Below are 24792 nucleotides of genomic sequence, written 5' to 3'. Positions count from 1 at the left end.
GGCCTTAGCCGCCCGGGGTATCAATGTCAGCGTCGGTCTCCGGCTTGTGCTCGCGCTCTGGCTTGAAGTCCGGGCTGTACTCATTGTCCCTGGCCACCTTGTCGGTGGCGGGTTGTGGGTCCTTGGGGGCGGCGGCTGCGGTGCCGGGAGCGGGCACTTGGCGAGTCTCGTCATCGATGGCCGGATCGTTCCTGCCGCTGACTTGTGGGTCTGGGCTGTGACGGGTGCTCATGGGAACCTCTTTATCCGATGGTGTAAGGTTAAGGTGCCGCACTGGTGGATGAAGTTCAGTCCGGATGACCTGTACTGATCAATGGTCACGCCCCCGGATTGTCCACCTGGATATAGAACGCAAACGCCGCCAGCAGTATCCAGAACACCATGAACAGCCACGGCGTGCGCACCGAAAACAGCAAGGACTTGCGATAACCCTTGTGCGACGACTCGGTCTCGCAGAACAGCGGTGACTCATCGTAGGCCATGCCCATCACCGGCTCGCTGCGCAACAACTCGCTCTGCTTGAAGTGCCAGTGATCAATGATGTCGTAGGCTGCGCGGATGCCCGGCCAGGCATTGAGCGAGCTGAACACCCCAAGCATCGACAGCAGCAGCGGAACCACCAGGGTAAACAGCTTGCCCCACTCCGGGTTGAGGTTGCCCATGCACGACACAAAGGCAATCACCAAAAACGACTGCGCCGTCAGGTAGGCATCGGTGCGGTTGGCGAGGATGGTGGTTTCGTACTGGATTTCCCGGCGATAGAAGTCCAGTCGGTCCTTGGGCGAGCCGAAAATCTTGGCGTTGTGTTCGGTGTGGTCAGTCAGCGCCGATTCCGGGCTGTGCGGGGAGATGATTCTGGGCACAATCGTTGATCCTCAGAGTGCTTAATCTCCTTAGAAGAACCGCCCATGGCCGAAGTTCAGGTCAATCGCCTGCACCGTTATAGGGCGCAGACTGCGCATATCACGCACTGGACTTGCGCAGGCTGCTCCAGTAACGGGCTGATACACCGTGTAATCCCCATAAACGCGGTTCCGGCACAGCCATTGCTTTACTCCTGTAACCCCCTGCCTGCCCAGGTGAACACAGGAGCAACTGTTACCCCCCGACTCAGAGCCGACTCCAAAAGAAAGTAAGGACCCGGTCCGTTGGCGCCAAAAGCCACGGGCTCATAACAATGCGTTTTCTAAAGCGGCAGTGCCTGCAGCCTTTCACCCGGCACTGACAAGGTAATTGGAATGGCTCGATCTTTCTTTGATGAGATGAATGACGCAAACGGCGTATGCCGTGCGCACTACCAGGATTTTTCCCGCTGGCTGGCCAACACCCCGCCGGAACTGCTGGCCCAGCGCCGCCGTGAGGCCGACCTGCTGTTCCACCGCGCCGGCATCACCTTCACCCTGTACGGTGACGAGCAGGACACCGAGCGCCTGATCCCCTTCGATATCATCCCGCGCAGCATCCCCGCCAGTGAGTGGAGCGTGATCGAACGCGGCTGTATCCAGCGGGTCAATGCGTTGAACATGTTCCTCGCCGATATCTACCACGACCAGCGCATTATCAAGGCCGGGATCATTCCCGCCGACCAGGTGCTGGGCAATGAAGGCTATCAGAAGGCCATGGTCGGCCTGGACCTGCACCGCAATATCTACTCCCATATCTCCGGTGTCGACCTGGTGCGCGATGGCGATGGCACCTACTACGTCCTCGAAGACAACCTGCGCACCCCCAGCGGCGTGAGCTACATGCTCGAAGACCGCAAGATGATGATGCGCCTGTTCCCGGAAGTGTTTGCCAAGCAGCGCATCGCGCCGGTGGATCACTACCCCAACCTGCTGCTCAAGACCCTGAAAAGCGCCAGCCGCCTGGACAACCCCAATGTCGTAGTACTGACCCCGGGGCGCTTTAACAGCGCGTTCTTCGAACATGCGTTCCTGGCCCGGGAAATGGGGGTGGAGCTGGTCGAAGGCGCCGACCTGTTCGTGCACGACCTCAAAGTGTTCATGCGCACCACCGACGGCCCGAAAGCCGTGGATGTGATCTACCGGCGCATCGACGATGCCTTCCTCGACCCCCAGGCGTTCAACCCCGAATCCATGCTCGGCGTGCCAGGCCTGGTGGCCGCCTACTGCGCCGGCAATGTGGTACTGGCCAATGCCATCGGCACCGGGGTGGCCGACGACAAATCCATCTACCCCTATGTGCCGGAGATGATTCGCTTCTATCTGGATGAAGAACCGGTGTTGCAAAACGTGCCGACGTTCCAGTGCCGCAAGCCTGAAGAACTGTCCCATGTACTGGCGCACTTGCCCGAGCTGGTGGTCAAGGAAACCCAGGGTTCCGGCGGCTACGGCATGCTGGTGGGCCCCGCCGCCTCGGCGGCCGAGATCGAGGACTTCCGCCAACGCATCAAGGCCCGGCCCCATGCCTATATCGCCCAGCCAACCTTGAGCCTGTCGACCTGCCCGACCTTTGTCGAAAACGGCATCGCGCCACGGCATATCGACCTGCGTCCGTTTGTGCTGTCGGGCAAGGAAACCCGCCTGGTGCCAGGCGGCCTGACCCGGGTGGCATTGCGTGAAGGCTCATTGATCGTCAACTCGTCGCAAGGCGGCGGAACCAAGGACACCTGGGTGGTGGAGGGCTGAGTATGCTGAGTAGAACCGCCGCAGATCTGTATTGGATGTCGCGCTACCTGGAACGCGCGGAAAACCTGGCGCGCATGCTGGAGGTCAGCTACTCGCTGTCGCTGATGCCCCAGGCCGGGCGCAGTGATGGCCTGGACGAACTGGCGATGTCGCTGCTCAGCAGTGGCACCCTCGACAGCTACCTGGAGCGCCATCAACAACTGGACGCCGAGCGCATGTTGCACTTCTTCGCCCTCGACGAAGAAAACCCGGCCAGTATCTACAACTGCCTGCGCGCCGCCCGGGGCAATGCCCATGCGGTACGTGGGCGGATCACCGCCGACATGTGGGAAAACCTCAACGCCACCTGGCTGGAAATGCGCAGCATCGCCGCCGGCGGCCTGGCGCGCCATGGCATCAGCCACTTCTGTGACTGGGTCAAGCAACGCTCGCACCTGTTCCGGGGGGCCACGTCCGGCACCATCATGCGCAACGATGCCTATCGGTTTATCCGCCTGGGTACCTTTGTCGAGCGCGCCGACAACACCCTGCGCCTGCTGGATGCACGCTACGAGATGTTTGGCGAAGAGTCCGAAGAAGTCAGCGACCTGTCCGCCCGCGGCTACTACCAGTGGAGCGCTCTGCTGCGTGCCTTGTCGTCGTTCGAGGCCTACACCGAGCTGTACCCCAATGCGCTGAATGCGCGTTCGGTGTCGGAACTGCTGCTGTTGCGCAGCGACGTACCGCGCTCGTTGCATGCATGTATCGAGGAGTTGAGCCATATCCTCGCCGACCTGCCGGGCAGTTACGGCCGTACGGCCCAGCGCTTGGCAGCCGAGTTTGAGGCGCGGCTGCGTTACACCGGTATTGATGAGATTCTCGAAGAAGGCTTGCACAGCCGGCTGACCGAATTTATCGACACCGTGCGCGAACTGGCGCGGGCGATTCACAGTTCCTACCTGGAGGTGGTTTGACCCCCCATATCCCGCTGTAGAGGTGGGCCCGTTATAGCCATAGGTATCTATTTTTTTAGTGTTTCTTGGGTTTGTGTACATATCCGTTGCTGCGGTTACGGCGGCTATTGGTTCCGCCCTTACGGCGGCTCACTTTTGTAGAGCGCCAAAGTAAGCAAAACGCTCTTGCCCCACCACTCGGTGCCTCGCCTAGGCTCGACATGCCCGCAGTCAGGCATTGCTTCGTGGGCCCGCCGCGATCGGCCATCCATGGCCGTGTCGCGGCTACCCCGGCATCCATGCCGGGGTGCCCACTGCGCAATACCTGCCTGCGGCCATCGTGGTTTAACGGGGCGCCTGAGATCAAGATCAAAAGCCAGATCAAAAGCAGAGCAACAGCAAAGCCGGGGTGCGAAGCTGCATTCCCCTGTGGGAGCTGGCTTGCCTGCGATGGCGGTGTATCAGTCGATAAATGTATTGGCCGGTACACCGCCATCGCAGCGATGCGGCGACCCGACAAGCCCGCTCCCACAGGTGTGGTGTTTGCTCCAGACATATAACTGTCAGTTTGGATCATTGATCCCACCTCGCGGCTGCTCTTATGGTTGTTCGACACTCATAAGAACAGGTACAGACCATGTCCGACGCTCTGCAATTAGCCACCCCGGCCGCCCATACCCTGAAACGCTGGCACACCATGCTGGCCACTGCCGATCTCAAAGCCCTGCCCGAACTGCTGGCGCCGGAGGCGGTGTTTCGCTCGCCCATGGCGCATACGCCCTACCCCGGCGCACCCGTGGTGTCGATGATCCTCAACACCGTGTTTACCGTGTTTGAAGACTTCCAGTACCACCGCGAACTGGCCAGCGCCGACGGGCACAGTGTGGTGCTGGAGTTCAGCGCGCGGGTGGGCGATAAGCAGCTCAAGGGTATCGACCTGATCCGCTTCAACGAACAGGGGCAGATCATCGAGTTTGAGGTGATGGTCCGCCCCCTGAGCGGGCTACAGGCTCTCGGTGAAGAAATGGGCCGGCGCCTGGCGCCGTTCCTGGCCAAGGCCAAGGGTTGATACTCAACGCCCGAGGAATTCCAGCAACCGGGCGTTGACCTGCGCCCCTTGCTCCACCTGGATCCAGTGCCCGCAGTTGGCCAGTACCTGCTGTTCCAACTGCGGTACCACCTCGGGCATGCGCTTGAGCGTATGTGCCTCGAATACCCCCACCGGATCGCGGTCGCCGATCAGGAACAGCGTCGGTTGTAACACCTGCCGCCCGGCCAGGAACTCGGTGCGCTGCCAGTTGCGCTCGAAGTTGCGGTACCAGTTCAACGGCCCGCGAAAACCCTGGGCGAAGGTTTGCACATAGATCTCCAGGTCGTGCTGGCTGCACCAGGCCGGCAAGGCGCCCGGCAGCGCGACACCCTCGAGCAAGGTCGCCGTGGCCGGCTTTTGCTGCAGGAATACATCCTGGTCCTGCATAAACAGGCGCAAGGTGCGTTCGATGTCCGCTTCCAGCTCCTGTTCGGCCACGCCGGGCTCCTGGAAGTACAGGATGTAGTTGAACCGCTCGGCGTACAGCTCGCGCATGATCTCGATCACCGGCCTGCGGGAGCGACCGGCAAAGGGCACCGACATTGTGACCAGGGCGCAGATGCGCTGCGGTTCCAGCAAGGCCAGGTGCCAGGCCACCACGGCGCCCCAGTCATGGCCGACCATCGCCACCCGACGATGCCCGAACAGGTCCATGGCGCCCTGGATATCTGCGCACAGGGTCAGCAGGTCGTAGTCAGCAATGTCTGCAGGGGCACTGCTTGGCCCGTAGCCGCGCATCTGCGGGGCGAACACCCGATAGCCGGCTGCCGCCAGCGCCGGTATCTGCAGTCGCCAGGAGTGCCAACACTCGGGAAAGCCATGGAGCAACCACACCGGCGGGCCGGTCTCGGGGCCGGCGATATGCAGGCTCAATTGAATACCGTTGACCTGGATCGTCTGTTGCTCGATAGCACTCATCACGCGGCTCCATCAGAGGGACTGCTGCAGACTGCCCCAGCAGCACGGCCTGCGCCAGCATCATTGATCGGGCAAATACCTCAGGTCACCGACCACCAGCGCGGCAGCAGTGGCCGCACCTTGGGCTCGGCAAAACGGTCATCAATCAGCATCACTACCCCCTGGTCCTGCCGGGTGCGAATAACCCGGCCGGCCGCCTGCACCACCTTCTGGATCCCGGGATACAGGTAGGTGTAGTCATACCCCGAACCGAAGATCGCGCCCATGCGCAGCTTCATCTGCTCGTTGACCGGATTAAGCTGCGCCAGGCCCAGGGTGGCGATAAAGGCCCCGATCAGACGCGCCCCCGGCAGGTCGATACCCTCGCCGAACGCCCCGCCCAGCACGGCAAACCCCACGCCCTGGCTATGCTGGGTGAACTGCTCAAGGAAGGCCTGGCGCTCGGCCTCGGCCATGCCCCGTGATTGATGCCAGGTCGGGATCGCCGGATGCCGCTCGGCCAGTAATTGCGCCACTTGCTGCTGGTAATCGAAACTGCTGAAAAACGCCAGGTAGTTGCCCGGGGTACGCGCAAATTGCTCGGCGATCAACGCCACGATGGGCTCCAGAGACGCCTGGCGATGCACAAACCGCGTGGAGATGCGATCGATGATGCGCACCTGCAACTGCGCGGCCTCGAACGGTGATTCGACGTCAATCCACGCGGTATCCGCCGGTAGCCCCAGCAGGTCGGCGTAGTAATGCCGGGGGCTGAGGGTCGCGGAAAACAGCACGCTGCTGCGGGCTGCGGTCAAACGTGGGCGGATAAATTCGGCCGGCACCACGTTGCGCAGGCTCAAGCGCGAGAAGCGGCGCTTGGCCAGCGGGTCGCGCTGGCTGATATCAAAAATAAACTGCTCGTTGAACAGCTCCGCCACCTTGGCGAACTGCAAGGCCTCGAAGTAAAAGCTTTGCAGTTCGCCCGTGAGCGCCTGCGGGTGGTCGTTGAAATACTCGCCCATGGCGCTGGTGCAAAGGGCCAGGGCCTGCAACAGCTTGTCCGGTTTGCTGGCATAGGCCTGGTACACCGTGACCTGTTCCTTGTGCAGCGCATTCCATTCACGGTTGAGCCGCTGCAATGGCTTGTGCAAAGGCTCGGGGGCGCTATCGCGCACGCTCTTCAGGGCAAATTGATCAAGGTCGGCGCTGTACATCGCCCGGCCCCGCTCCACCAGGTTATGGGCCTCGTCCACCAGCACCGCGACCCGCCATTGGTTGAGTTGGGCGAGGCCAAACAGCATCGCGCCAAAATCGAAGTAATAGTTGTAGTCGGCGACCACCATGTCGCACCAGCGCGCCATCTCCTGGCTCATGTAATACGGGCACACCTCATGGGCCAGTGCCACCTCGCGCAGCGTGGGTTGATCCAGCAGGCGCACCTTGGCTGCGGCCTCGCGCGCGGCGGGCAGGCGATCATAAAAGCCTTTGGCCAGTGGGCAGGAATCACCGTGACAGGCTTTGTCCAGGTGTTCGCAGGCCTTGTCCCGCGCCACCAGCTCCAGCACCCGCAATGGCAGGTCGGCGCTGGCGTGCAGCACTCGCACCGCGTCCAGCGCCAGTTTGCGGCCGGGGGTCTTGGCCGTGAGAAAGAACAGCTTGTCCAACTGTTGTGGCGCCAGGGCCTTGAGCATCGGAAACACCGTGCCAATAGTTTTGCCGATCCCCGTGGGTGCCTGCGCCATCAGGCAGCGCCCGGTACTGACGGCCTTGTACACCGACTCGGCGAGGGTGCGCTGGCCCAGGCGAAAGTCCGCGTGGGGAAAAGCCAGGGCCCTGGCTGCGGTATCACGGGCCAGGCGCTGCTGCGCCTGCTGCTCGGCCCAGCCGAGAAACAACGCGCACTGCTGATTGAAGAACTTCTCCAGCTCATCCGCAGGGCACAGCTGGTTGATCACGGTTTCGCGCTCGCTGACAATATCGAAATACACCAGCGCCAGCCCGATCTCAGGCAACCCCAGCTTGCGGCACATCAGCCAGCCATAGACCTTGGCCTGGGCCCAGTGCAGTTGCCGGTGGTTGGCCGGCTGGGCATCCAGGTCGCCACGGTAGGTCTTGACCTCTTCCAGCACGTTGCGATCCGGATCATAACCATCGGCGCGGCCGCGCACGCTCAGCTGTTGGTAGCCCCCTTCCAGGGCCACCTCACTCTGGTAATGCGCGCTTCGGCGGGACGCCACCGTGCGGTGGCCGAGCATGCCTTCCTGGGCACTGGGCGAAGGGGTAAACCGCAGGTCGAGGTCACCGACCTTGGCCGTGAACTCGCACAATGCCCGCACGGCGACCGTATAACTCAAGCGCCCTGCTCCGCCCAGCGGACATAACAGACGGTGACCGGCATCTGGTGCTCGCCACAGAACTCCAGCCAGCGCAATTGGTTGTCCTGCAGGCGGTCGCCCGGGCCTTTGACTTCGATCATGCGATAGGTTTTTTGCGCCGGCCAGAACTGGATCAGGTCCGGCATCCCGGCGCGGTTGGCGCGGATATCCAGCAACAGGCGGTCGAACCAGTGCCGCAGGTGCTCGGCTGGCAGGCAATCGAGGGCCTGCTCGAGCAACTCTTCGCTCAATACATTCCAGAACACAAAGGGTGACTGGATCCCCCATTTTTCGGCGTAGCGCTGGCGGATCGTGGTTTTGTAGCGCTGGTCGTGCAGTTGATCCAGGCAGGCGGCAAACAGTTCGGCGCGGCGCTGCTGGAAGTCCTCACTGTGCAAGTCCACCGGCCCGCGCTGGAACGGGTGAAAAAACGAGCCGGGCAACGGCGCGAAGATCGCTGGCCAGCACAACAGGCCGAACAGCGAGTTGATCAGGGTGTTTTCGACGTAGTGCACCGGCCCCGCGTCATCTCCCAGATGCGCCTGCACGCAGAACTCCACGGCGGCCAGCGGTTGCGGGAATGGCAGTTCCAGGTCCAGGCGCTGGATCACCGGGGGTTTGGCCTTGGGCAGCGCCGGTTCGCCCAGCTTGCGCCGCAACCGCGGCAGCACCCGCAACAGGTGCTGCTGCTCGGCCGCACTGTGGGGCGCTGCCTGGGCCTCCAGGGCCAGGTCCATGGCCTGGGCGAACGCCTCTTGACGCTCCAGCACCCGGATCAGCCGTGCACGCGCGCCGGGGTAGGCACAATCGCGGTAGATCGCCTCGGCCAGGGCCAGTTCGGCGAGCCGTTCGCAATGCTGGCCGACCTGGAACAGCAGCTTGGCCCGGCGCTTTTCCAGCCAGGGGTTATCAGTGGTCAGCGTGGCGATCTGCGCCAGCACCTCCGCCAACGGTTCACCGGCCTCGAAGGCCTGCTGGCATTGGTGCAGGAACAGCAGGCCAGACACATCGTCGCGATGGCGCAGGCCACGGGATTCGGCACAGAACTCAACCTTTTCGTAGGTGTAGATCCCCAGGTCCGCCAGTACAAACTCCGACCAGTCCTGGTACAGGTTGCCGAAAAACATCAGCCGCAGGCGGTCACACAGGTCCATCACCGTAAGGCTGTACAGCCGGTCGTCCAACTGCGGGCACCACTGCGCAAACGTCCGCGGCTCGGTAAATTGGCTGGATAAACCGGGCAGCCAATCGGACTTCTTGCCCCTGGGCTGCTCGATCCACGGCTTGAACGCTTGCAGCACCTCGCCTTTTTGCAGTTGCCCCCACACCTCATCAAGCGCCAGCAGGCCCTGCTCATTCACCCAACCGTGAGCCAACAGTGGCTGCACGGCCACGTCGACCGGGCCGATCTCGAGGTAATTGAGCTTGCTCGCCCGAAAATGCAGGCCCTTGCGCATCACCATGCGCACCAGCAACGCCTGGGCCGGTTGCGGCAGCTGGGCGAACTGCGTAACGAAGCGCTGCTCTTCATCGTCCAGCACATCCGCATAGCGCTGCTCCAGCCAGTCGAGCACTTGCTGGAAATTATGCAGGTAGTAAAACGGGTCTTCGAGGGGATTGGACATGACGGGCACTTGGGCAAACACTGGTTATGCATACAGATTGCCGCTGCCAGGCCTGCGTTGCAATCGCTAATAGATCAGTGGCGCACGCAACTTTTTGCATAAAAGTGATCAGATGGGGGTGGATCCGCGTAACATTTGTTGCCCGCAGCCGTTGAGCACGGGGTTTTCGAAGGATGAGAGTAAGGGTTATGAACATGAAGAACTGGGGCCTGCCGCTGGCTGCACTGACGTTTCTGGCATTGGCCGGTTGCTCGACGCCGACCGTCGTGACCTTGCAAAACGGTACGCAGTACCTGACCACAGACACGCCGAATGCCAAGACTCCCGATGGTTTCTACGAATTTACCGATATCGCCGGCAAGCGCGTACGGGTCAAGGCGGCGGATGTCGCGACCGTGCGCAAGGAAGACTGACCGAATCACCGTAGGAGCCGGCGAACCGGCGCCTACGGTTTGTTTCAGGTAATCACAAACGCCTCCGCCGACAGGCTGCCCAGCCCTACCCCCACCAGCGTCACCGAGTTATCGCCGAAGGTCAGCAGCGTATCGCTGCCCACTGCCTTGGCATGGTCGAGGTAGTTGTACTGCCCGCCCACCCCCGCCACGCCCATAAATACCAATTTGTCCGTCGACTGGTAGCCCAGGATCCGGTCCTGGCCGAAGTCGCCGTCGAACAGGAAGGTATTGCGCCCGCCACCCGCTTCCAGCAGGTCATTGCCGGCCCCGCCCACCAGAACATCGTTGCCTTTACCGCCGATCAGGTGGTCATTGCCGTCCAGGCCAAACAACCACTGCCCGCTATCGCCGGCCTTGAGAACATTGGCGCCGGCATCGCCCTTGAGCGACGCCGCATAGGCGGTCAGGTCCTTGCCCGCCAGCAACCCCTTGTCGGTCACGCTGTGGGTCACCTCTTTGCTGAACAGCAACAGATAGCTTTCCTTGCTCACTATCGCGCCCATATCGCGGGTCATGCTGATACCGCCTTGGCCGTCGCGGATGTACAGGGTGCCTGCGCCATCGTTGGCCACTTCGACGTTTTTCAGCGACTGCTGCAAGTCCAGGGTGTTGAACCCCTTGCCGCCCAGCAGGATGTTGTAGCCGCCGCCATCACGGAAGGTATCGTTGCCGGCGCGACCTTCCAGGTAGTCGTTGCCCCGGCCACCCTGGATCAGGTCATTGCCGTCGCTGGCGATAATGAACGTACTGCCCTGGTGGGCTTCGGCGTTGCGGTTGAGGTCCTGCACCCAGGTGTTGGCGCGCGCCGGATCCGACAGATTGGCGACGATGATCGTCGAATCACGGCTGGTCAGGTCATAGAACTTGGATTCGAGGATGCGGCTCATGCCATCGCCATAACCCGTGGGTAAATGGGAAATCCACGTCGGCAGGTTGAGAATGGAAAACGGCAGGATATTCCAGAGCGTCGAGGCGTAGTGGTCGTTGAAGCTGACGATGTTATCGGCGCTGGAGGCATGCGGTTGGTCATGCACCCCGAGGGACGACAGGTTGAACGACGAACCGTCGAGGGCGCGATAGACCGGGTCGTTTTCATAACCGATGTTCAACACCTTGTCGCCGCTGCTCTGGGTCGGCGAGGCATAGGCCACGTAGTTGGCGTCCTTATAGAAACCCGCCCAGGTGGTGTTGCTCAAGTCGGCCATGCTGTTGACCGCCAGGCCACCGAGGCTATGGCCGCTGACCAGTACATCCTGGCCACTGAGCCCCTGCGCGCCGGCATACGCGGCGACTTTGCCGAGCAAGTCGCCAAACGCCTGGCCCGCGTAGTTTTTCGCATAGTCCGCAGGGCCGAAGGCTGCCAGCAAGTCGCTGATCACATCGCCGATTGAATCGACAATCAGGTTCTCCCTGGGCCCCGAGGTGCCACGGAAGGCGATGCCGATTTCCAGCAGTTTGCCGGCGTCATCGTATTTGCCCAGGACTTCCACCTGGGCACTGGTATAGCCGGTTTTCTCACCAAAGAAGGTGCCCCGGGCATCGACCTTGCCGCCGTAGTCGAGGGTGCTGGCGCTGATGGGGGTCCAACCGGCCTTTTGCACCGCGTCGAGGGCGGCCTTTTCCGAGTCGGGGTTCCATGGGATACCGGGGATCACGCCCTGGGAGTCGGTGCTGCCCAGCAACGCCTGCACCAGGGTCACCGGCAAGCCAAGCCCCAGGCCATGCTGCTGGTAGCCCACGGCAAAGCCGTTATCCAGGTTGTGGTAGGAGTACAACGTGATCGCCATGGCATCGGCGAACAGTGCTTTGGAGTCCTCGGTAGTAAGGTTTTTGTAGTCGTAGACACCCATGGTATTGCCTCTCTTTTGTTGGAATTGTCGAGAAAGCCAAAACGGTTGGAATGCTGTAACTGTGGGAGCAAACCTGCTCCCACAGTTTGGAGCTGCGGTGTTTAGAAGGCCCAGTCCAGGCTCAAGCCCACACCGTGGATTTTCTCCTTGCTGGCCAGCAGGCCGTTGTAGTCAAAGTTCAGCCGCGCATCCTTGGTCAGCGCCAGGCTGGCCCGCGCACCGACCAATGCCGCATCGCGCACCATCGGCGAGCTTTCCACGGCAAACGCAGTGCTACCCGAAGCAAACGCCAGGTGACGCTCGGAATCGGTGGCGCTGAGGTTGTGCTGCCAGCCCAGGGTGCCGGAAACGTCGAGGGCCTGATGGTCGGTGACGTTGAAGGTCTTCAAGGCCCGTACGCCCAGGGTGCTGAGCACCAGGTCGCGGGTGTCATCGCCGCCCTTGAGCGCCGCTGCATCGCCTTTCTCGCTGAAGCCATCGCTGTCCAGATGCACATAGGCCAGGTTGGCGAATGGCTCCAGCGCCAGCGGTTGCAGGTTCAGGCGGTAAGCCGCTTCGGTAAAGACCTGGGTGCTGCGGGCATCGACCTTGGCTTTCTGCTTGCCGGCGACTTCGCCGTATTGCAGCTCACGCGTCACATCAGCACGGTGCCAGCTGTAGGTTGCCCCGCCGCTCAGGCGCCAGGCGCCGATGTCGTGACCGGCATAGGCGCCAAAGTGGTAACTGTCCACCGATGCCCGCGAATGGGTGCCATCGCCCATGTTCAGCGAGGTATCGCTGTAGCCGGCGACCAGGCCCAGGCGCGTGTCGTCATCCAGCGCACCGTCCACACCCGCCAGCAGGCCGCCGATGGAGGTGGTGTAGCCCGCCGTATCGCTGGCGCTGTCGGTTTTACCCCAGGCGCCGAGGGCCTTGATCCAGACGTTGCCACGCGAGTCGAGGGTTTGCGCTGAAGTGCCCATTTCCCCCTGCTGCAGGCGCTCGCCTACGGCTTCACGCAGGTAGCGGTTGTCGTTGACCAGCGCGGTTTCCAGGGCGGGGTAGATTTCCCCCGACAACTGTTGGAACGCCCCTTGCGCCGAGGCCGCACTCGGCGCCAGCAGCAGGCTTTCATACACCCCGTTACCTGCACCCAGTTGCTCGGCAGCCGCCGCCACCGCACGTTGGTTATCGGTCGCTGCGACGCTGGCAAAGCTATTGGCCGTGCGCGCGACATCCAGTTGCACGCCGTTGGCGCCATAGTTCAGGTTGCCGCCGACAAACAGGTAATTGGGCAGTACCGAGGCAAAACTACCGGTAATCCCCCCGGCCGCCTGCAGAATGTTGTACTGGCGACCAATCAGGCTTTGCGCTTCGGGCTGGCTAAGCAAGGTCGGGCTGTTCTCCAGGGCCAGGGTCACAGTGCCGCCGTTGAGGGTCGCCTTGCCACCGGCGACGATGCGGTCGCTGCTGGTCGTGGACAGCTCTACCGCATAGGTGGAGCCCGCATCGAAATTGACATCCCCAGCCACATTCAAGGTGCCGATGGAGTTGCCCGGCGCGACCGTACCGCCGCTTTTCGCGTTTAGCGCGCCGATGCTACCGGCCCCGCCCAAGACCCCACTGTTGCTGACAGTGACCTGCGATGTAAGCGAGCCATTGACCGCCAGCAGGCCTTGATTGACCAGGGTCGGCCCGCTGTAGGTGTTGCTGCCGGTCAGCACCAGTGTGCCGATGCCCTGCTTGGTCAGGCCGCCGTGACCGGAAATGTTGTTGCTCCACACGTCCCGCCCGCAGTGCACATCGGTGCACAGGCGCTCGGTGGGCTTGCCGGCATCGACCACCGCCCCAACCCCGGGCAAGTCCGCGACAAACTGGCCGCTGCCATAGCCACCGTCGATGCGAAACTCGGTCGGAATATCCTCGGCGGTGATAAACATCCCCGGGCCGTTGACCGCCTTGCCCAGGTTGATCATGCCCCAGCCGTACAGGGAGTCGATGCCCGGTGCGCCAAGGTCGGTGGCGGTGGTCTTGAGCAGCGTGGAAATCTGCTCGCCGCTCATATACGGGAAACGCTCCATCAACACCGCGGCCGCGCCCGCCACATGGGGCGCGGCCATGGAGGTACCGCTTTTATTGTTCCAGCCCAGGTTCATGTTATCGACGGTGGTGCCGACCATCACCGAGCTGTAGATCGCCGTGCCCGGTGCCGATACGCAGATGCTCGCGGCATACCCGCAGCGCGAGGAGAAGGTGCTGATCACATAGGGGTTGGGGCTGTTGACGTCCGGGTTGCGCTGCAACGCCGCCACCGACAGCCAATTGGGCGCGATCTCGGGGACAAAATACGCCAGGCCGGAAATCGCATCGGGGTTGTTCAGGTTGTAGTCGTTGCCGGCGGCAAAGATTGTCAGCACGCCGCTACGCGCCGCATTGATCGCGCCCGAATAAGCCCCCCCTGCAGCGGTGCCCAGCAAGGGTTTGATCTGGTCGAACTGCGCCTGCGCCTCGCTGAGGCCGAAATGGGGGAACGCCGGGTCCTTGCCGCCCTGGGCAAACTGATCGCCAATGCCGATGCCCCAACTGTTGTTGATGATGCGCGCACCATTGGCCACCAGGCTGTCCCAGCCGGCCTGGTACACCGCGCCGTCGTTGCCCAGGATGATCCCGTCTTCGGGGCCGGGGTCGCCGTTCTCGGCGCTGAGGATCTGTGCGTTGTAGGCCACGCCGTGCATCGGCCCACCGTTACGGTCGCCGGCGGCAATGCCACCGACATGGGTGCCGTGGTCGCCCAGCTTGCCATTGGAGCCCTGGGACGGTGTGCCGTCATAGCGGAACGGGTCACCGGCCTTTACCGGGATGTACGGGTCGGTGTACTGGCGGATCCCTTCAGTGACCAGGGTCTGCACCTTGCCCGGGCTGGAGAACTCAGGGTGCAAGGCGTACACCGGCTGGTCGAAAATCCCCAGCTTCACGCCCTTGCCGCTGTAACCGGCGGCATACGCCACATCGGCATTCACCGCCCCCAGGCCCCAGTCGGCCTTGAACTCATTGCTGCGCCAACTGGCGACATCCCCCAGCTTGCCGGTTTCGACGTAGGGTGCGGCCTGGGCGGTACCCAGGCTGGCCAGGCAACACAGCAACGCGCCGTATGGCACGCGACTCAGGGCCTTGAGCGGGTAGCCCGGGCCTGTTGGGATGGCGGAGTGAAACCCTCGTTGTTTTACGTTCACGGTGACCTTCCTTAGTTTCATTGCGTTTGTTGTTCTTTTTGTTGGCGCCGCTTCAGAACTGCCAGTCGAGGCTCAGGCCCACGCCCTGGTTGTTCTCCTTCGCACCCAATTGGCCGCTGTAATCGAGGTTGACCCGCGTGGTCTCGCTCAATGCCAGGCTGGCCTTCAAGCCCACCAGCGCGGCGTTGCGCTGCAACGGCGTGCTTTGCACGGCAAACGATGGGCCACCGGCAACAAAGGCCAGGTGCTCCTCGGATTCAACCGGTGTCAGGCTGTGCTGCCAGCCGAGCGAGCCGGAGAGTTCCAGTTGCTGGCGGTCATTCAGCGGCACTGTTTTAAGGGCGCGCAGGCCCAGGGTGCTCAGGGTCGCGTCGCGGCGATCACTGCCGCGCTGCAGGGCGGCGGCATCGCCTTTTTCATGGAAGCTTTCGCTGTCCAGGTGCACATAGGCCAGGTTGGCAAACGGTTCCAGAGCCAGCGCTTGCAGGTTCAAGCGGTAGGCCGCCTCGGTGAACACCTGCAGGCTGCGTGCATCCAGCTTGGCCTTTTGCTTGGCGCTGACGTCGCCGTATTGCAGGTCGCGCTGCACATCGCCGCGATGCCAGCTGTAGGCGCCGCCCACACTCACGCGCCAGTTGCCCAGCTCACGCCCGGCATAGGTGCCCAAGTGATAGCTGTCGACATCGGCCGACGAGTGCGTGCCATCGCCCATGTTCAGCGAGCTGTCGCTGTAGCCCGCCATCACGCCGACGCGGGTCTGTTCGTCCCACTGGCCATCGACCCCCAGCAACATTCCGCCGATAGAGCGGGTGTACCCCGCGTATTCGCTGCTGCTGTCGGCCTTGCCCCAGGCACCGAGGGCCTTGATCCAGAGGTTGCTTTCGCCGGTCGCCGGCACATGGCGCAGGCGCTCACCGACGGCCTCGCGCACATGGCGGCTGTCGTTGATCAGCATCGCGCCCACCGCCGGGTAGATTTCGCCAGACAACTGCTGGAAGGCCTGGCGCGCGACCACTGCGGAGTCGGCACTCAGCACGCTTTCATACACCGGGTTGCCGGCCCCCAACTGCTCGGCAGCGGAAGCCACGGCAAGCTGGTTGCGGGTCGCCGCGACGCTGGCAAAGCTTGCGTCATTGCGCGCGATAGCCAGTTGCACGCCGTTAGTGCCGTAATCGAGGTTGCCGCCCAGAAACAGATAGTTGGGCAATACCGCAGCAAAACTGCCGGTCACTCCGCCCGCCGCCTGCAAGATGTTGTACTGGCGGCCGATCAGGCTTTGCGCCTGGGGCTGGCTGAGCAGGGTCGGGCTGTTTTCCAGGGCCAGGGTCACGGTGCCGCCGTTGAGGGTGGCCTTGCCGCCCGCGACGATACGATCGCTGCTGGCGTCCGACAGCTCCACCGCATAGGTGGAACCGGCGTCGAAGCGCACATCCCCGGTCACGTTCAAGGTGCCGATGGAATTGCCCGGCGCAATCACACTGCCGCTGTTGGCCTGCAATGCGCCGATGCGCCCGGAACCGCCCAGGGTCCCGCCAGGGTTGACCGTGACCGCCGAGGTCAACGAACCATCGACCTTCAAAACACCGCCATTGACCGTGGTCGGGCCGCGATAGGTGCTGTCGCCACTGAGCAGCAGGCTACCGGCGCCGGACTTGATCAGGCTGCCTTGGTAAATGCGCTGGGCCGCCGCCGCATCCCGGGCCATGCCCACCGCGTAGTCGGTCTGCTCCTGCTGGCTGGCGCCGGCGCCAGGACCATTTTCCCAGCCCTTGTCCTGCACGGTCTGTTGCCATGCCAGGTGTTCGGCGCTGTCTTCCGCCTGGCGCTGCAGCAGCGCCTTGTCGGAAATGCCATTGCTCCACACATCGCCCTGCCCGGCCGCCAGATTGACGTCCATGGCGCCCAGTAACTGCCCCGGTCCATGCATCGCCCGGCCAAGGTCCGGCACGCCCCAGCCGACCTTGGCGTTCGGCGCGTCGGTCACCGAACCGTCCAGTTGCGTGGCCGTCGTCAGCAACACCTGCAAGGCCTGTTCGTTGTTCAAGTACGGGTAGCGCTCCATCACCAGCGCCAAGGCGCCTGTGGCATGGGGCGCCGACATCGAGGTGCCGGACTTGACCGCATAACCGCCGCCCGGGATGGTGCTGTCGATCTTCGCGCCGGGGGTGGAGATGCACCAGTACTTGGCGATGCCGCACTGGTTGTACTTCTGGTTATTGGCCTGGTCCAGGCCCGACACCGCCAGCCAGTGGCCTTCCAGCGCCGGCTCAAAGTACGGTAAGGCCGAGCGCACGCTGGCATTGGCATAACCGCTGTTGCCAGCGCTGAACACATTGATCACCCCGGCGCGCGCCACATCGGCGGCGGCGTCCAGCCAGGTGCCCTGGTTGAAGTGTTGCGCGTAGGCGGCGTGTAGATCACCCAGGGTCTGGTAGCTGACATCCTTGGGCTGGCTGCCCCAGCTGTTATTGATCACGCGTACCCCGGAATCGACCATGGCGCTGTACACCGCCTTGAAGTACTTGGGGTCGGGCGTCGGGCCAAACAGGAAGCTGTCGTTGGCGTTGGTATTGCCCACATAGATCTGCGCGTTGTAGGCCACGCCATGCATACCGTTGCCGTCCCGCGCAGCCGCCATGGTGCCGGTGACGTGGGTGCCATGGGAGTCGTTGTTGGGATTCAGCGCGCCGGTGGTGGAAAACGGGCTGCCATCCACATAAGTGCCGCTGGCGGTCACCGGGTGAAAACGCTGCGGGGAGGCTTCCGGGTGGCTGGCATCAAAACCCGAGTCCAGCGCGCCGATCTTCACCCCGGCACCGCTGATCCCCGCGGCATAGGCTTGATCAGCCTGCATGCGGCCCAGGCCCCAGTCCCTTTGATATTCCGCCGAGCGCCAACTGGCAGGGTCGCCCAGCTTGCCGGCCTCTACATAGGGCGCGGCCTGGGCAGTGCCCAGGCTGGCCAGCCCACACAGCATGACGCAGTGATAGCCTCGTTGTTTCGCGTTCACGGTGACCGTCCTCACTTTTATTGTGTTTTTTATTCAGCGCGGGCCTGGGCCAAAGGCTTCGTCGACCTTGGCCAGATCCGTGTCGCGCAGGTTGCCCGCGTAGTAATGCAATTTGGTCCAGGCCATCAGGTAGTCGTAACGGGCCTGGGCCAGGTCGCGACGGGTGCTGTACAGCTGCTGCTCGGCGTTGAGGGCGTCGAGGTTGACGCGCTCGCCGCCAAGGATGCTTTGCTTGGTCGACACCACCAGCGCTTCAGCCGAGGCCAGGGCCTTTTGATAGGCGCGCAGCTTGCTGACCCCCGACAGGCAGGCACTGAACTGGCGCCGCAGCTCGATCAGGGTCTCGCGGGTCTTGCCCTCCAGCTCGTACTCGGCCTGCTCCATGGAGCGACTGGCCTGGCGGGTGGACGCCGAGACGCCCCCCCCGGCATACAACGGCACGCTGACTTCAATGCCGATGGTGTTGGTGTCGTAGCGCTGGTTGTAGGTGTTGCCGCTGTCGGACTCCTGCTGGCGCGAACTGGCGTACGCGGTGATGCGTGGCAGGTGCCCGGCGCGGTTGCGTTCCACCTCATAGCGCGCCACTTCCACGGCCTGGCGCTGGGAGGCCAGGGTCGGGTTGTTGGTCAATGCCAGTTCGTGCCAGCTGTCGTAGTTGGCCGGGGCCAGGGTCAAGGCGGCGAAGTCCTGGTTCAGTGGCGCCAGGTCGGCAATGTCGACGCTCTGTACGCCAAGCAAAGCCCCCAGTTCGCGCAGTGACGCGTCCTGCTCGTCGAGCGCCTGGATCTCTTCGGCCGTCGCCAGTTCATAACGGGACTCGGCCTCCAGAATGTCGGTACGCGTACCCTCGCCTTGCTGGAACAGGTGCTGGTTCTGCTGGAACTGTTGCTCGTAGGCCTTCTTCTTGGCCCGAGCGATGGCGATCTGGTCCTGGGCGAACAGGGCCTGGGTGTAATAGGTCAGCACCCGCACCAACAGCGCCTGGCTCTTGTCGCGAAAGCTCTCATCGGCAAACAGCGCCTGGGCCACGCCCTTGCGGTAGTTGGCATAGGCTTCGTAGTCGAACAGCGGCTGTTGCAGGGTGAAGGTCGAACCGAAACTGTTGTAGTTACGGTCGTCGTGGTAGTGGCCGCCACGGCCATCGGGCAGGTTGGCCTGGGAGTTGTTGCGGCCCTTGTTGTAGTTGTACGACAGCCGGGGCAACAGGCCGGCGCGGCCGATGGTGCGGTTTTCCAGGCCGGCGTCACGCTCCTTGATTGCGCCGAGGAAGGCTGGATCGTTACGCAGGGCCTGTTCATACACATCGAACGGGCCCATGGCAGCCTGGGCGCCGGTGCAGGCGAGAAACAAGGCGATGAACACAGGCTTCATGCTCATTCCTCGGTCAACGCAGAGCCGGCACGGTCGAGCAGCGGCTTGAACAGGTAGTTGAGCAGCGAGCGCTCGCCCGTGCGCACGAACATCTCGGCGGGCATGCCCGGCTTGATCACCAGGCCCTGGAGTTTTTCCAGGGCGTCATCGCTGACCGTGGTGCGCAGCACGTAATACGGCACACCGGTTTTTTCGTCGAGCAACTGGTCGGCGGAGATCAGGCTCACCTCCCCCGGCACCCGGGGCGTACGGCTCTGGTTGAAAGCGGTGAACAGGATATCCACCGGCAGATCGGTGCCGACCTTGTCCACCAGGTTCACCGGCAGGCGCCCTTCGACTTCCAGGCGCGTGCCCTGGGGCACGATTTCCAGCAGGGTTTCCCCGGCCCGCACCACCGCACCGATGGTGTGCACGCCGAGATTGACCGCAATGCCATCGGCCGGCGCGTTGATTTCACTGTGTTGCAGGTCAAAGCCGGCGGAGGTCAGTTGCTGCTCCAGGGTCAGGCTGCGCAATTGCGCGTCGGCCAACTGGCTGCGGACTTCCTTCTGGTACTCCTCGCTGTGCTGTTGCAACTTGAGGCGCGATTCGAGGATGCCCTGCTCCAGGCGCCCGCTTTCGCCGCTGTTCTGCGCCAGGTCCTGTTGCACCTGGGACAGTTGGCGCTGGTACTCCAGCAGGCGGTTGCGCGGGATATAGCCGTTGTCGGCCAAGGGTTGCAGGTTGCCCAGTTGGTCACGCAGCGATTGCGCCTGGGCGCTGAGGTCCGTGCGGGCGCGGCGCATGCCGTTGAGCTGGGCGCTGGCGCCTTCGATATTGGCGCGGATCCCCGATTGCTCGCGGGCAAAGGCCTCGCGCCGGCTGCTGAACAGTTGGCGCTGGCCTTCAAGTACCAGGGCCAGCGCAGGATCGGGGTTGGCACTCAGTTCAGCGGGAAAGGTCACGGCCGGCAAGCTGTCGCGCTCGCTCTGCCAACGGGCGACGCTGGCCCAGGCCATGCGGTACTGGGCTTGCAGGGAATGCACATCGGCCTGGCTTTGGGTCTGGTCGAGGCGAAACAGCGCCTGGCCCTGTTTGACCACCTCGCCTTCGCGCACCAGGATCCGGCTGACCACGCCGGGGCTCAGGGTTTGCACGGCCTTGCGCTTGCCGGACACCACCACTGTGCCCTGCACCGGGATCCCCTGGTCCAGCGGCGCGAGGCTGGCCCAGAGGAAGAATCCCCCGGCGCCAACCACTGTCATCAGCCAGCCCAGGCGGGAGAAAAAGCGCGCATCGCGCTCGGGAAAGGTCTGCTCGAGTGGCAGGCTGTTATCGGTACTCATTGGCCTGGATTCCTTGCCGCAGGATATTGACGGTTCAAGCTGACGCCGGCCTTTTCACGGGGGGGCTCCGCGTGGCCGGACAGTGCCCGCAGCACCTCCTGGCTGGGGCCAAAGGCTTGCAGGCGCCCTTCATTGAGCACCAGCAACTTGTCGGCCTGGGCCAGGGCCGAGGAGCGATGGGTCACCAGGATCACGCTGCTGCCCTGGGCTTTCATCTGCATGATGGCGCTGGCCAGGGCGGCTTCGCCTACGGTGTCGAGGTTGGAGTTGGGTTCGTCGAGCACGATCAGGCGCGGCCCGCCATACAACGCGCGGGCCAGGGCCACCCGCTGTTTCTGCCCGCCGGACAAGCCGCTGCCGTCGTCGCCCAACACCGTGTCGTAGCCCTGGGGCAAGCGCAGGATCAGGTCATGCACCCCGGCTTGCTGGGCGGCCTGCACCACCCGCTCGGGGTCAGCCTGGCGAAAACGTGCAATGTTGTCGGCGATGCTGCCGCTGAACAGTTCGATGTCCTGGGGCAAGTAGCCGATATGGGGGCCGAGGTCGTCGCGGTCCCAGCGATGGATATCGGCGCCGTCCAGGCGCACCGTGCCGGCCAGGGTTGGCCACACCCCCACCAGCACCCGCGCCAGGGTCGACTTGCCGGAGCCGGAGGCGCCCAACACCCCCAGCACTTCACCGGCCGCCAGCTTGAAGCTGACCTGATGTAAGGTCGCCGCCCGCCGCCCCGGCGGCCCGGCGCTGACCTGCTCGAAACTCACCTGGCCCTGAGGCGCCGGCAACGCCATGGCCTGCGCCCCAGGCGGGAACTCCTGCAACAGCTCATCGAGGCGTTGATAGGCCAGCTTGGCCGAACTCCATTGCTTCCACACGGCGATCAACTGGTCAATCGGGCTCAGCACCCGGCCCATCAGAATGGTGCCGGCAATCATCATCCCGGCCGTCATCTGACCCTTGATCACCAGCAAGGCGCCCAAGCCCAGCACAAGGGATTGCAGGAGCAGGCGCAGGGATTTGCTCAAGGAGCTGATCACCGAACCGGTGTCGCTGGCCCGGTTTTGCAGGCCGAGGAATTGTGAATGCACCTGGAACCAGCGACTGCGCAGCGCCCCCAGCATGCCCATGGCCTGGATGGTCTCGGCGTTGTGCAAGTGGCTGGTGGCCAGTTGGGTGGACTGCTGGGAGTAGCCGCTGGCTTCGCGCAACGGCTTTTTGGTCAGGTATTCGTTAAGGCACGCCAGGCCGATCAACAGCACTGCACCCGCCGTGGCCAGCACGCCCAGCCACACGTTGAACAGGAAGATCACCAGCAAGTAGATCGGGAACCACGGCGCATCGAAGAACGCAAACAACGCCGGCCCCGTGAGGAACTGGCGGATATGGGTCAAATCCCCGAGCGATTGCCCGGCGTGCCCCTCACCCCGTTGCAGGTTGCGTTCGAAGGCGGCCTTGTACACCTGCAGGTTGAACCGCCGCTCCAACTGGCTGCCGATACGAATCACGATAAAGCTGCGGACGATTTCCAGGGTGCCGATAAAAGCAAAGAAGCCCACCACCATCAGGGTCAACATCACCAGGGTGGTTTCATTCTGCGAGGACAGTACCCGGTCATACACTTGCAGCATGTAAATGGACGGCACCAGCATCAGCAGATTGATCAGCGCGGTAAAGCAACCGACGCTGATCAGGATACTTTTATAATCGCCGAGGGCTTTAAACAGTGGTGCAGTGGGAGTGGTCTTCGCCATGTTGCCTGATCTTCCCTGGACTGAAATACGCGCAATAGTCTGCCGAGCGCCCCAAACAATGAGGCGGGCAACTATTTCAATAGTGCTTAATGCGTTGGAAGTGACAGGTCGATAAAGGTCACGACCAACAAATACCTCTATACCCGGCAGTTATAAGCATATAACCGCAATACTTAATTAGTGTGTGCGTCGCAGTAACAGCTCTACTCCAGAAGCAGAACGCGCGGTGTATTCGCCTTCTTTCTGTCGATTCAAATGGGTAATACCGGTGCCCTCGGTATTCATCAGCCAAATGCCATCCGGGGTGGGCAGCCAGGTCAGGGGTTTTTGCCCCAGCCACTGTTGCGCGCACTCAATATCACCGGCCAGGCTGTTGGGTTCGGCGATCAGATCCAGCTCGCACACCTGCTCCTGCTGGCGCAGTTGCCAGTGCCCCGCCAATTGCGCGGTGCTGGGTAAAACAAGACTGCTTGCCATTGCGTTGGCTCCTGCCGACACGAGCAATGCCAGGATCAACCAGGCGATTGCGTTGCGAAAATTAGTCATCACCATTACCCGTTTACGGGGCTGTTGCAAGGGAAGAGCAGCGCCGGGGCGCCACCCTTCGTTACGCCTTGATCAAGCCACGATGTCGCTATACATCGCCTGGCCTACGGTGGTGACGAGGAAATCCGCCACGCCGTGCCCGGAGAAGTCCACCGCCAAGGTGCCCAGGTTGGTACCCGAGGCATAAGTCAGCACGGCATCACCGATAGCGCCGGTAAAGGCGTTGACGAAATGCAGGCCGCTGCCGTTGGTGATGCCGGTCAGGTCGATCTTGTCCGAACCCGAGGTGAAATCAAGAATCTGATCCGCCGCACCCGGCTTGGAGTCAGAGCTGGCACCGAACACAAAGGTGTCCGAACCCGCGCCGCCCCACAGTTTGTCGGCACCGCCACCGCCGTAGATCAGGTCATTGCCGGCGCCACCCTTGAGGGTGTTGGCCACGGCGTTGCCGATCAGCAGGTCGTTGCCCGAGCCACCAAAGGCGTTTTCCACGGTCACGCCCTGGGCGATCGACACGTTACCCACCAGGCCACCCACGTCGGAGAACGAGGTCGCGTTGAGGTTGATTTTCTGGTTCTGGGTAAAGCCGGAGAAGTCCAGGGTGTCGTTGCCGCCACCGTCCCATACCGAGAACACCAGCTTGTCGGCGTTGGACGTGGCGCTGAGGTGATCGCGCCCGGTGTTGGAATTGAAACCGTAGGTGGTGTCACCGGCACGGGTGTTGTAGTTGGCACCGTAGAGCTTCTGGATCGCCGCAATATCGTCGATCAGCGGGCCGGACGCATAGGCCTCGACCCCGCCTTTGGTGAAGTTCTGGTTGGTGTTGTTTTCGCCCCAGTAGCTCATGACGCTGTAGCCACGGGTGTCCTGGCCGTAGTCCGCGTCTTTGTAAGACGGGTTGCCGGTCCCGGCGTTGTAGTCGCCAGGGTGATCCAGGCCCAGGGTATGGCCGATCTCGTGGGTCAGGGTCTGACGCCCGTAGTTGTTCAGGCCAGGGTTGATGTTGGCGGTGTAGCTGTTGTTGATCAGGTACCACGAGGTGCCATCCGTGCCACTCGTGTGGTACTTCTCATTGGTGCCAGGCAGGTAGGCAAACGCCGCGGCGCCGTCCTGGCCTGCGCTGTAGTTGCCGAAGGTCATGTGGAAGTCGCCGCCCGAGGCTTTCTCGGTGAAGGTGACATTGGCCACATCGGCCCAGGATTGCATGGCCAGAACGGCCTGGCCTTTTTGCAGGTTGCTGAACTGGCTGAACCCGGAGATACCATGCTTGTTCATGGTCGCCGAGGAAGCCGAGGTCAGGAAGGTGTAGGTCAAGTCGATCCTGCCGTTACCGTCAACGTCCCGGTATGCCGCGTTTTCGCGCAGCAAATGGTCGGCTGCCTGGTCGACAGAGAACGAGGGTTTGCCATTGACCGTGAGATTGCCGCCACGGTCATACAAATGGCTAAAGCTATCGACTTGTGAATAGGCACTACTTGCTTGAGCTGCCGAGACAATAGCTTTGTCTTTTACTTTCGACATAAACGTACTTCCTTGTTTGCAAGTGGAACAGTTTTTGTCCGATAGCGACGCTCTCGGGCGAGATCGTCCTATCACTCGCCTCTTATGAAGGCGAAAAGAAACTGACACAATTCGAAATCACACGTCCACTATTTTTTTTGTTGGAAAAGTGCGTGGACGGAATAACGACTGCAAACATTGGGAATTA

Annotated in this window: 17 protein-coding genes; 4 read left to right on the top strand and 13 right to left on the bottom strand. The window is 62.5% G+C overall.

The features are described 5' to 3' along the window. Window positions 1-4: 4 nt before the first annotated feature. The gene (locus HBR93_RS10750) at window positions 5-232 is read right to left on the bottom strand and encodes a hypothetical protein (protein ID WP_169960308.1); all 228 of its coding nucleotides are present in this window, start codon (window positions 230-232) and stop codon (window positions 5-7) included. 85 nt (window positions 233-317) lie between these two features. Further along, window positions 318-863 (bottom strand): hypothetical protein, encoded by a 546-nt coding sequence (locus HBR93_RS10745; protein WP_057438464.1) that lies wholly within the window; start codon window positions 861-863, stop codon window positions 318-320. 375 nt (window positions 864-1238) lie between these two features. Here HBR93_RS10745 and HBR93_RS10740 point away from each other — a divergent pair, with 375 nt between their 5' ends. From HBR93_RS10740 to HBR93_RS10730, 3 genes are all read left to right on the top strand, one after another. Continuing rightward, window positions 1239-2648, top strand: coding sequence for a circularly permuted type 2 ATP-grasp protein (locus HBR93_RS10740; protein ID WP_057959664.1), 1410 nt, complete (start codon window positions 1239-1241; stop codon window positions 2646-2648). A 2-nt stretch (window positions 2649-2650) separates the two neighbouring features. After that, complete coding sequence (locus tag HBR93_RS10735; RefSeq protein ID WP_029299950.1) at window positions 2651-3601, top strand: alpha-E domain-containing protein; 951 nt, start codon at window positions 2651-2653, stop codon at window positions 3599-3601. 616 nt (window positions 3602-4217) lie between these two features. Continuing rightward, window positions 4218-4649 (top strand): nuclear transport factor 2 family protein, encoded by a 432-nt coding sequence (locus tag HBR93_RS10730; protein WP_057444786.1) that lies wholly within the window; start codon window positions 4218-4220, stop codon window positions 4647-4649. Window positions 4650-4652: 3 nt separating this feature from the next. Here HBR93_RS10730 and HBR93_RS10725 read toward each other — a convergent pair whose 3' ends face one another. From HBR93_RS10725 to HBR93_RS10715, 3 genes are all read right to left on the bottom strand, one after another. Then, a complete protein-coding gene (locus tag HBR93_RS10725; RefSeq protein ID WP_169960307.1) occupies window positions 4653-5588 on the bottom strand; it encodes an alpha/beta hydrolase in 936 nt (311 codons plus the stop codon). A gap of 80 nt (window positions 5589-5668) precedes the next feature. Further along, entirely contained in the window at window positions 5669-7921 is a 2253-nt protein-coding gene (locus HBR93_RS10720) for an ATP-dependent DNA helicase (protein ID WP_169960306.1), read from the bottom strand. Further along, a complete protein-coding gene (locus HBR93_RS10715; RefSeq protein ID WP_169960305.1) occupies window positions 7918-9567 on the bottom strand; it encodes a VRR-NUC domain-containing protein in 1650 nt (549 codons plus the stop codon). Before HBR93_RS10715 ends, HBR93_RS10720 begins: the two co-directional genes overlap by 4 nt. Window positions 9568-9755: 188 nt before the next feature. Between HBR93_RS10715 and HBR93_RS10710 the strand changes: the two genes are divergently transcribed. Beyond that, window positions 9756-9980 carry a YgdI/YgdR family lipoprotein gene (locus HBR93_RS10710; RefSeq protein WP_057438460.1) on the top strand — a complete coding sequence of 75 codons (225 nt, stop codon included), beginning with the start codon at window positions 9756-9758 and terminating at the stop codon, window positions 9978-9980. A 44-nt stretch (window positions 9981-10024) separates the two neighbouring features. Here HBR93_RS10710 and HBR93_RS10705 read toward each other — a convergent pair whose 3' ends face one another. The 8 genes from HBR93_RS10705 to HBR93_RS10670 all read right to left on the bottom strand — a co-directional run bounded on the left by HBR93_RS10705 (window position 10025) and on the right by HBR93_RS10670 (window position 24605). Continuing rightward, window positions 10025-11872 carry a polyurethanase gene (locus tag HBR93_RS10705; protein WP_169960304.1) on the bottom strand — a complete coding sequence of 616 codons (1848 nt, stop codon included), beginning with the start codon at window positions 11870-11872 and terminating at the stop codon, window positions 10025-10027. A 101-nt stretch (window positions 11873-11973) separates the two neighbouring features. After that, window positions 11974-15105 (bottom strand): autotransporter serine protease, encoded by a 3132-nt coding sequence (locus tag HBR93_RS10700; protein WP_169960303.1) that lies wholly within the window; start codon window positions 15103-15105, stop codon window positions 11974-11976. 31 nt (window positions 15106-15136) lie between these two features. Next, the gene (locus HBR93_RS10695; protein ID WP_169960360.1) at window positions 15137-18061 is read right to left on the bottom strand and encodes an autotransporter serine protease; all 2925 of its coding nucleotides are present in this window, start codon (window positions 18059-18061) and stop codon (window positions 15137-15139) included. Between the two features lie 66 nt (window positions 18062-18127). Next, entirely contained in the window at window positions 18128-19465 is a 1338-nt protein-coding gene (locus HBR93_RS10690) for a TolC family outer membrane protein (protein WP_169960302.1), read from the bottom strand. Between the two features lie 2 nt (window positions 19466-19467). After that, the gene (locus HBR93_RS10685; RefSeq protein ID WP_169960301.1) at window positions 19468-20790 is read right to left on the bottom strand and encodes an HlyD family type I secretion periplasmic adaptor subunit; all 1323 of its coding nucleotides are present in this window, start codon (window positions 20788-20790) and stop codon (window positions 19468-19470) included. Then, entirely contained in the window at window positions 20787-22538 is a 1752-nt protein-coding gene (locus tag HBR93_RS10680; protein WP_169960300.1) for a type I secretion system permease/ATPase, read from the bottom strand. Before HBR93_RS10680 ends, HBR93_RS10685 begins: the two co-directional genes overlap by 4 nt. A gap of 177 nt (window positions 22539-22715) precedes the next feature. Continuing rightward, window positions 22716-23090: an AprI/Inh family metalloprotease inhibitor gene (locus HBR93_RS10675; RefSeq protein WP_169960299.1), complete on the bottom strand. Its 375-nt coding sequence runs from the start codon at window positions 23088-23090 to the stop codon at window positions 22716-22718. Window positions 23091-23156: 66 nt separating this feature from the next. Further along, the gene (locus tag HBR93_RS10670; protein WP_057438454.1) at window positions 23157-24605 is read right to left on the bottom strand and encodes a serralysin family metalloprotease; all 1449 of its coding nucleotides are present in this window, start codon (window positions 24603-24605) and stop codon (window positions 23157-23159) included. Window positions 24606-24792: the final 187 nt, after the last annotated feature.

Origin of the sequence: Pseudomonas sp. WS 5411 (assembly GCF_012985595.1) — a bacterium.
Taxonomy (GTDB): domain Bacteria; phylum Pseudomonadota; class Gammaproteobacteria; order Pseudomonadales; family Pseudomonadaceae; genus Aquipseudomonas; species Aquipseudomonas shahriarae.
The sequence above is the reverse complement of the archived record's forward strand: the minus strand, read 5'-3'. Positions and strand labels throughout refer to the sequence as shown.

What these genes read in the sequence shown, in the direction of transcription:
- HBR93_RS10700 (WP_169960303.1), bottom strand. Translation starts at nt 15,105, where the DNA reads ATGAAACTAAGGAAGGTCACCGTGAACGTAAAACAACGAGGGTTTCAC.
- HBR93_RS10680 (WP_169960300.1), bottom strand. Translation starts at nt 22,538, where the DNA reads ATGGCGAAGACCACTCCCACTGCACCACTGTTTAAAGCCCTCGGCGAT.
- HBR93_RS10750 (WP_169960308.1), bottom strand. Translation starts at nt 232, where the DNA reads ATGAGCACCCGTCACAGCCCAGACCCACAAGTCAGCGGCAGGAACGAT.
- HBR93_RS10670 (WP_057438454.1), bottom strand. Translation starts at nt 24,605, where the DNA reads ATGTCGAAAGTAAAAGACAAAGCTATTGTCTCGGCAGCTCAAGCAAGT.
- HBR93_RS10685 (WP_169960301.1), bottom strand. Translation starts at nt 20,790, where the DNA reads ATGAGTACCGATAACAGCCTGCCACTCGAGCAGACCTTTCCCGAGCGC.
- HBR93_RS10740 (WP_057959664.1), top strand. Translation starts at nt 1,239, where the DNA reads ATGGCTCGATCTTTCTTTGATGAGATGAATGACGCAAACGGCGTATGC.
- HBR93_RS10725 (WP_169960307.1), bottom strand. Translation starts at nt 5,588, where the DNA reads ATGAGTGCTATCGAGCAACAGACGATCCAGGTCAACGGTATTCAATTG.
- HBR93_RS10710 (WP_057438460.1), top strand. Translation starts at nt 9,756, where the DNA reads ATGAACATGAAGAACTGGGGCCTGCCGCTGGCTGCACTGACGTTTCTG.
- HBR93_RS10705 (WP_169960304.1), bottom strand. Translation starts at nt 11,872, where the DNA reads ATGGGTGTCTACGACTACAAAAACCTTACTACCGAGGACTCCAAAGCA.
- HBR93_RS10715 (WP_169960305.1), bottom strand. Translation starts at nt 9,567, where the DNA reads ATGTCCAATCCCCTCGAAGACCCGTTTTACTACCTGCATAATTTCCAG.
- HBR93_RS10675 (WP_169960299.1), bottom strand. Translation starts at nt 23,090, where the DNA reads ATGGTGATGACTAATTTTCGCAACGCAATCGCCTGGTTGATCCTGGCA.
- HBR93_RS10695 (WP_169960360.1), bottom strand. Translation starts at nt 18,061, where the DNA reads ATGCTGTGTGGGCTGGCCAGCCTGGGCACTGCCCAGGCCGCGCCCTAT.
- HBR93_RS10730 (WP_057444786.1), top strand. Translation starts at nt 4,218, where the DNA reads ATGTCCGACGCTCTGCAATTAGCCACCCCGGCCGCCCATACCCTGAAA.
- HBR93_RS10735 (WP_029299950.1), top strand. Translation starts at nt 2,651, where the DNA reads ATGCTGAGTAGAACCGCCGCAGATCTGTATTGGATGTCGCGCTACCTG.
- HBR93_RS10690 (WP_169960302.1), bottom strand. Translation starts at nt 19,465, where the DNA reads ATGAAGCCTGTGTTCATCGCCTTGTTTCTCGCCTGCACCGGCGCCCAG.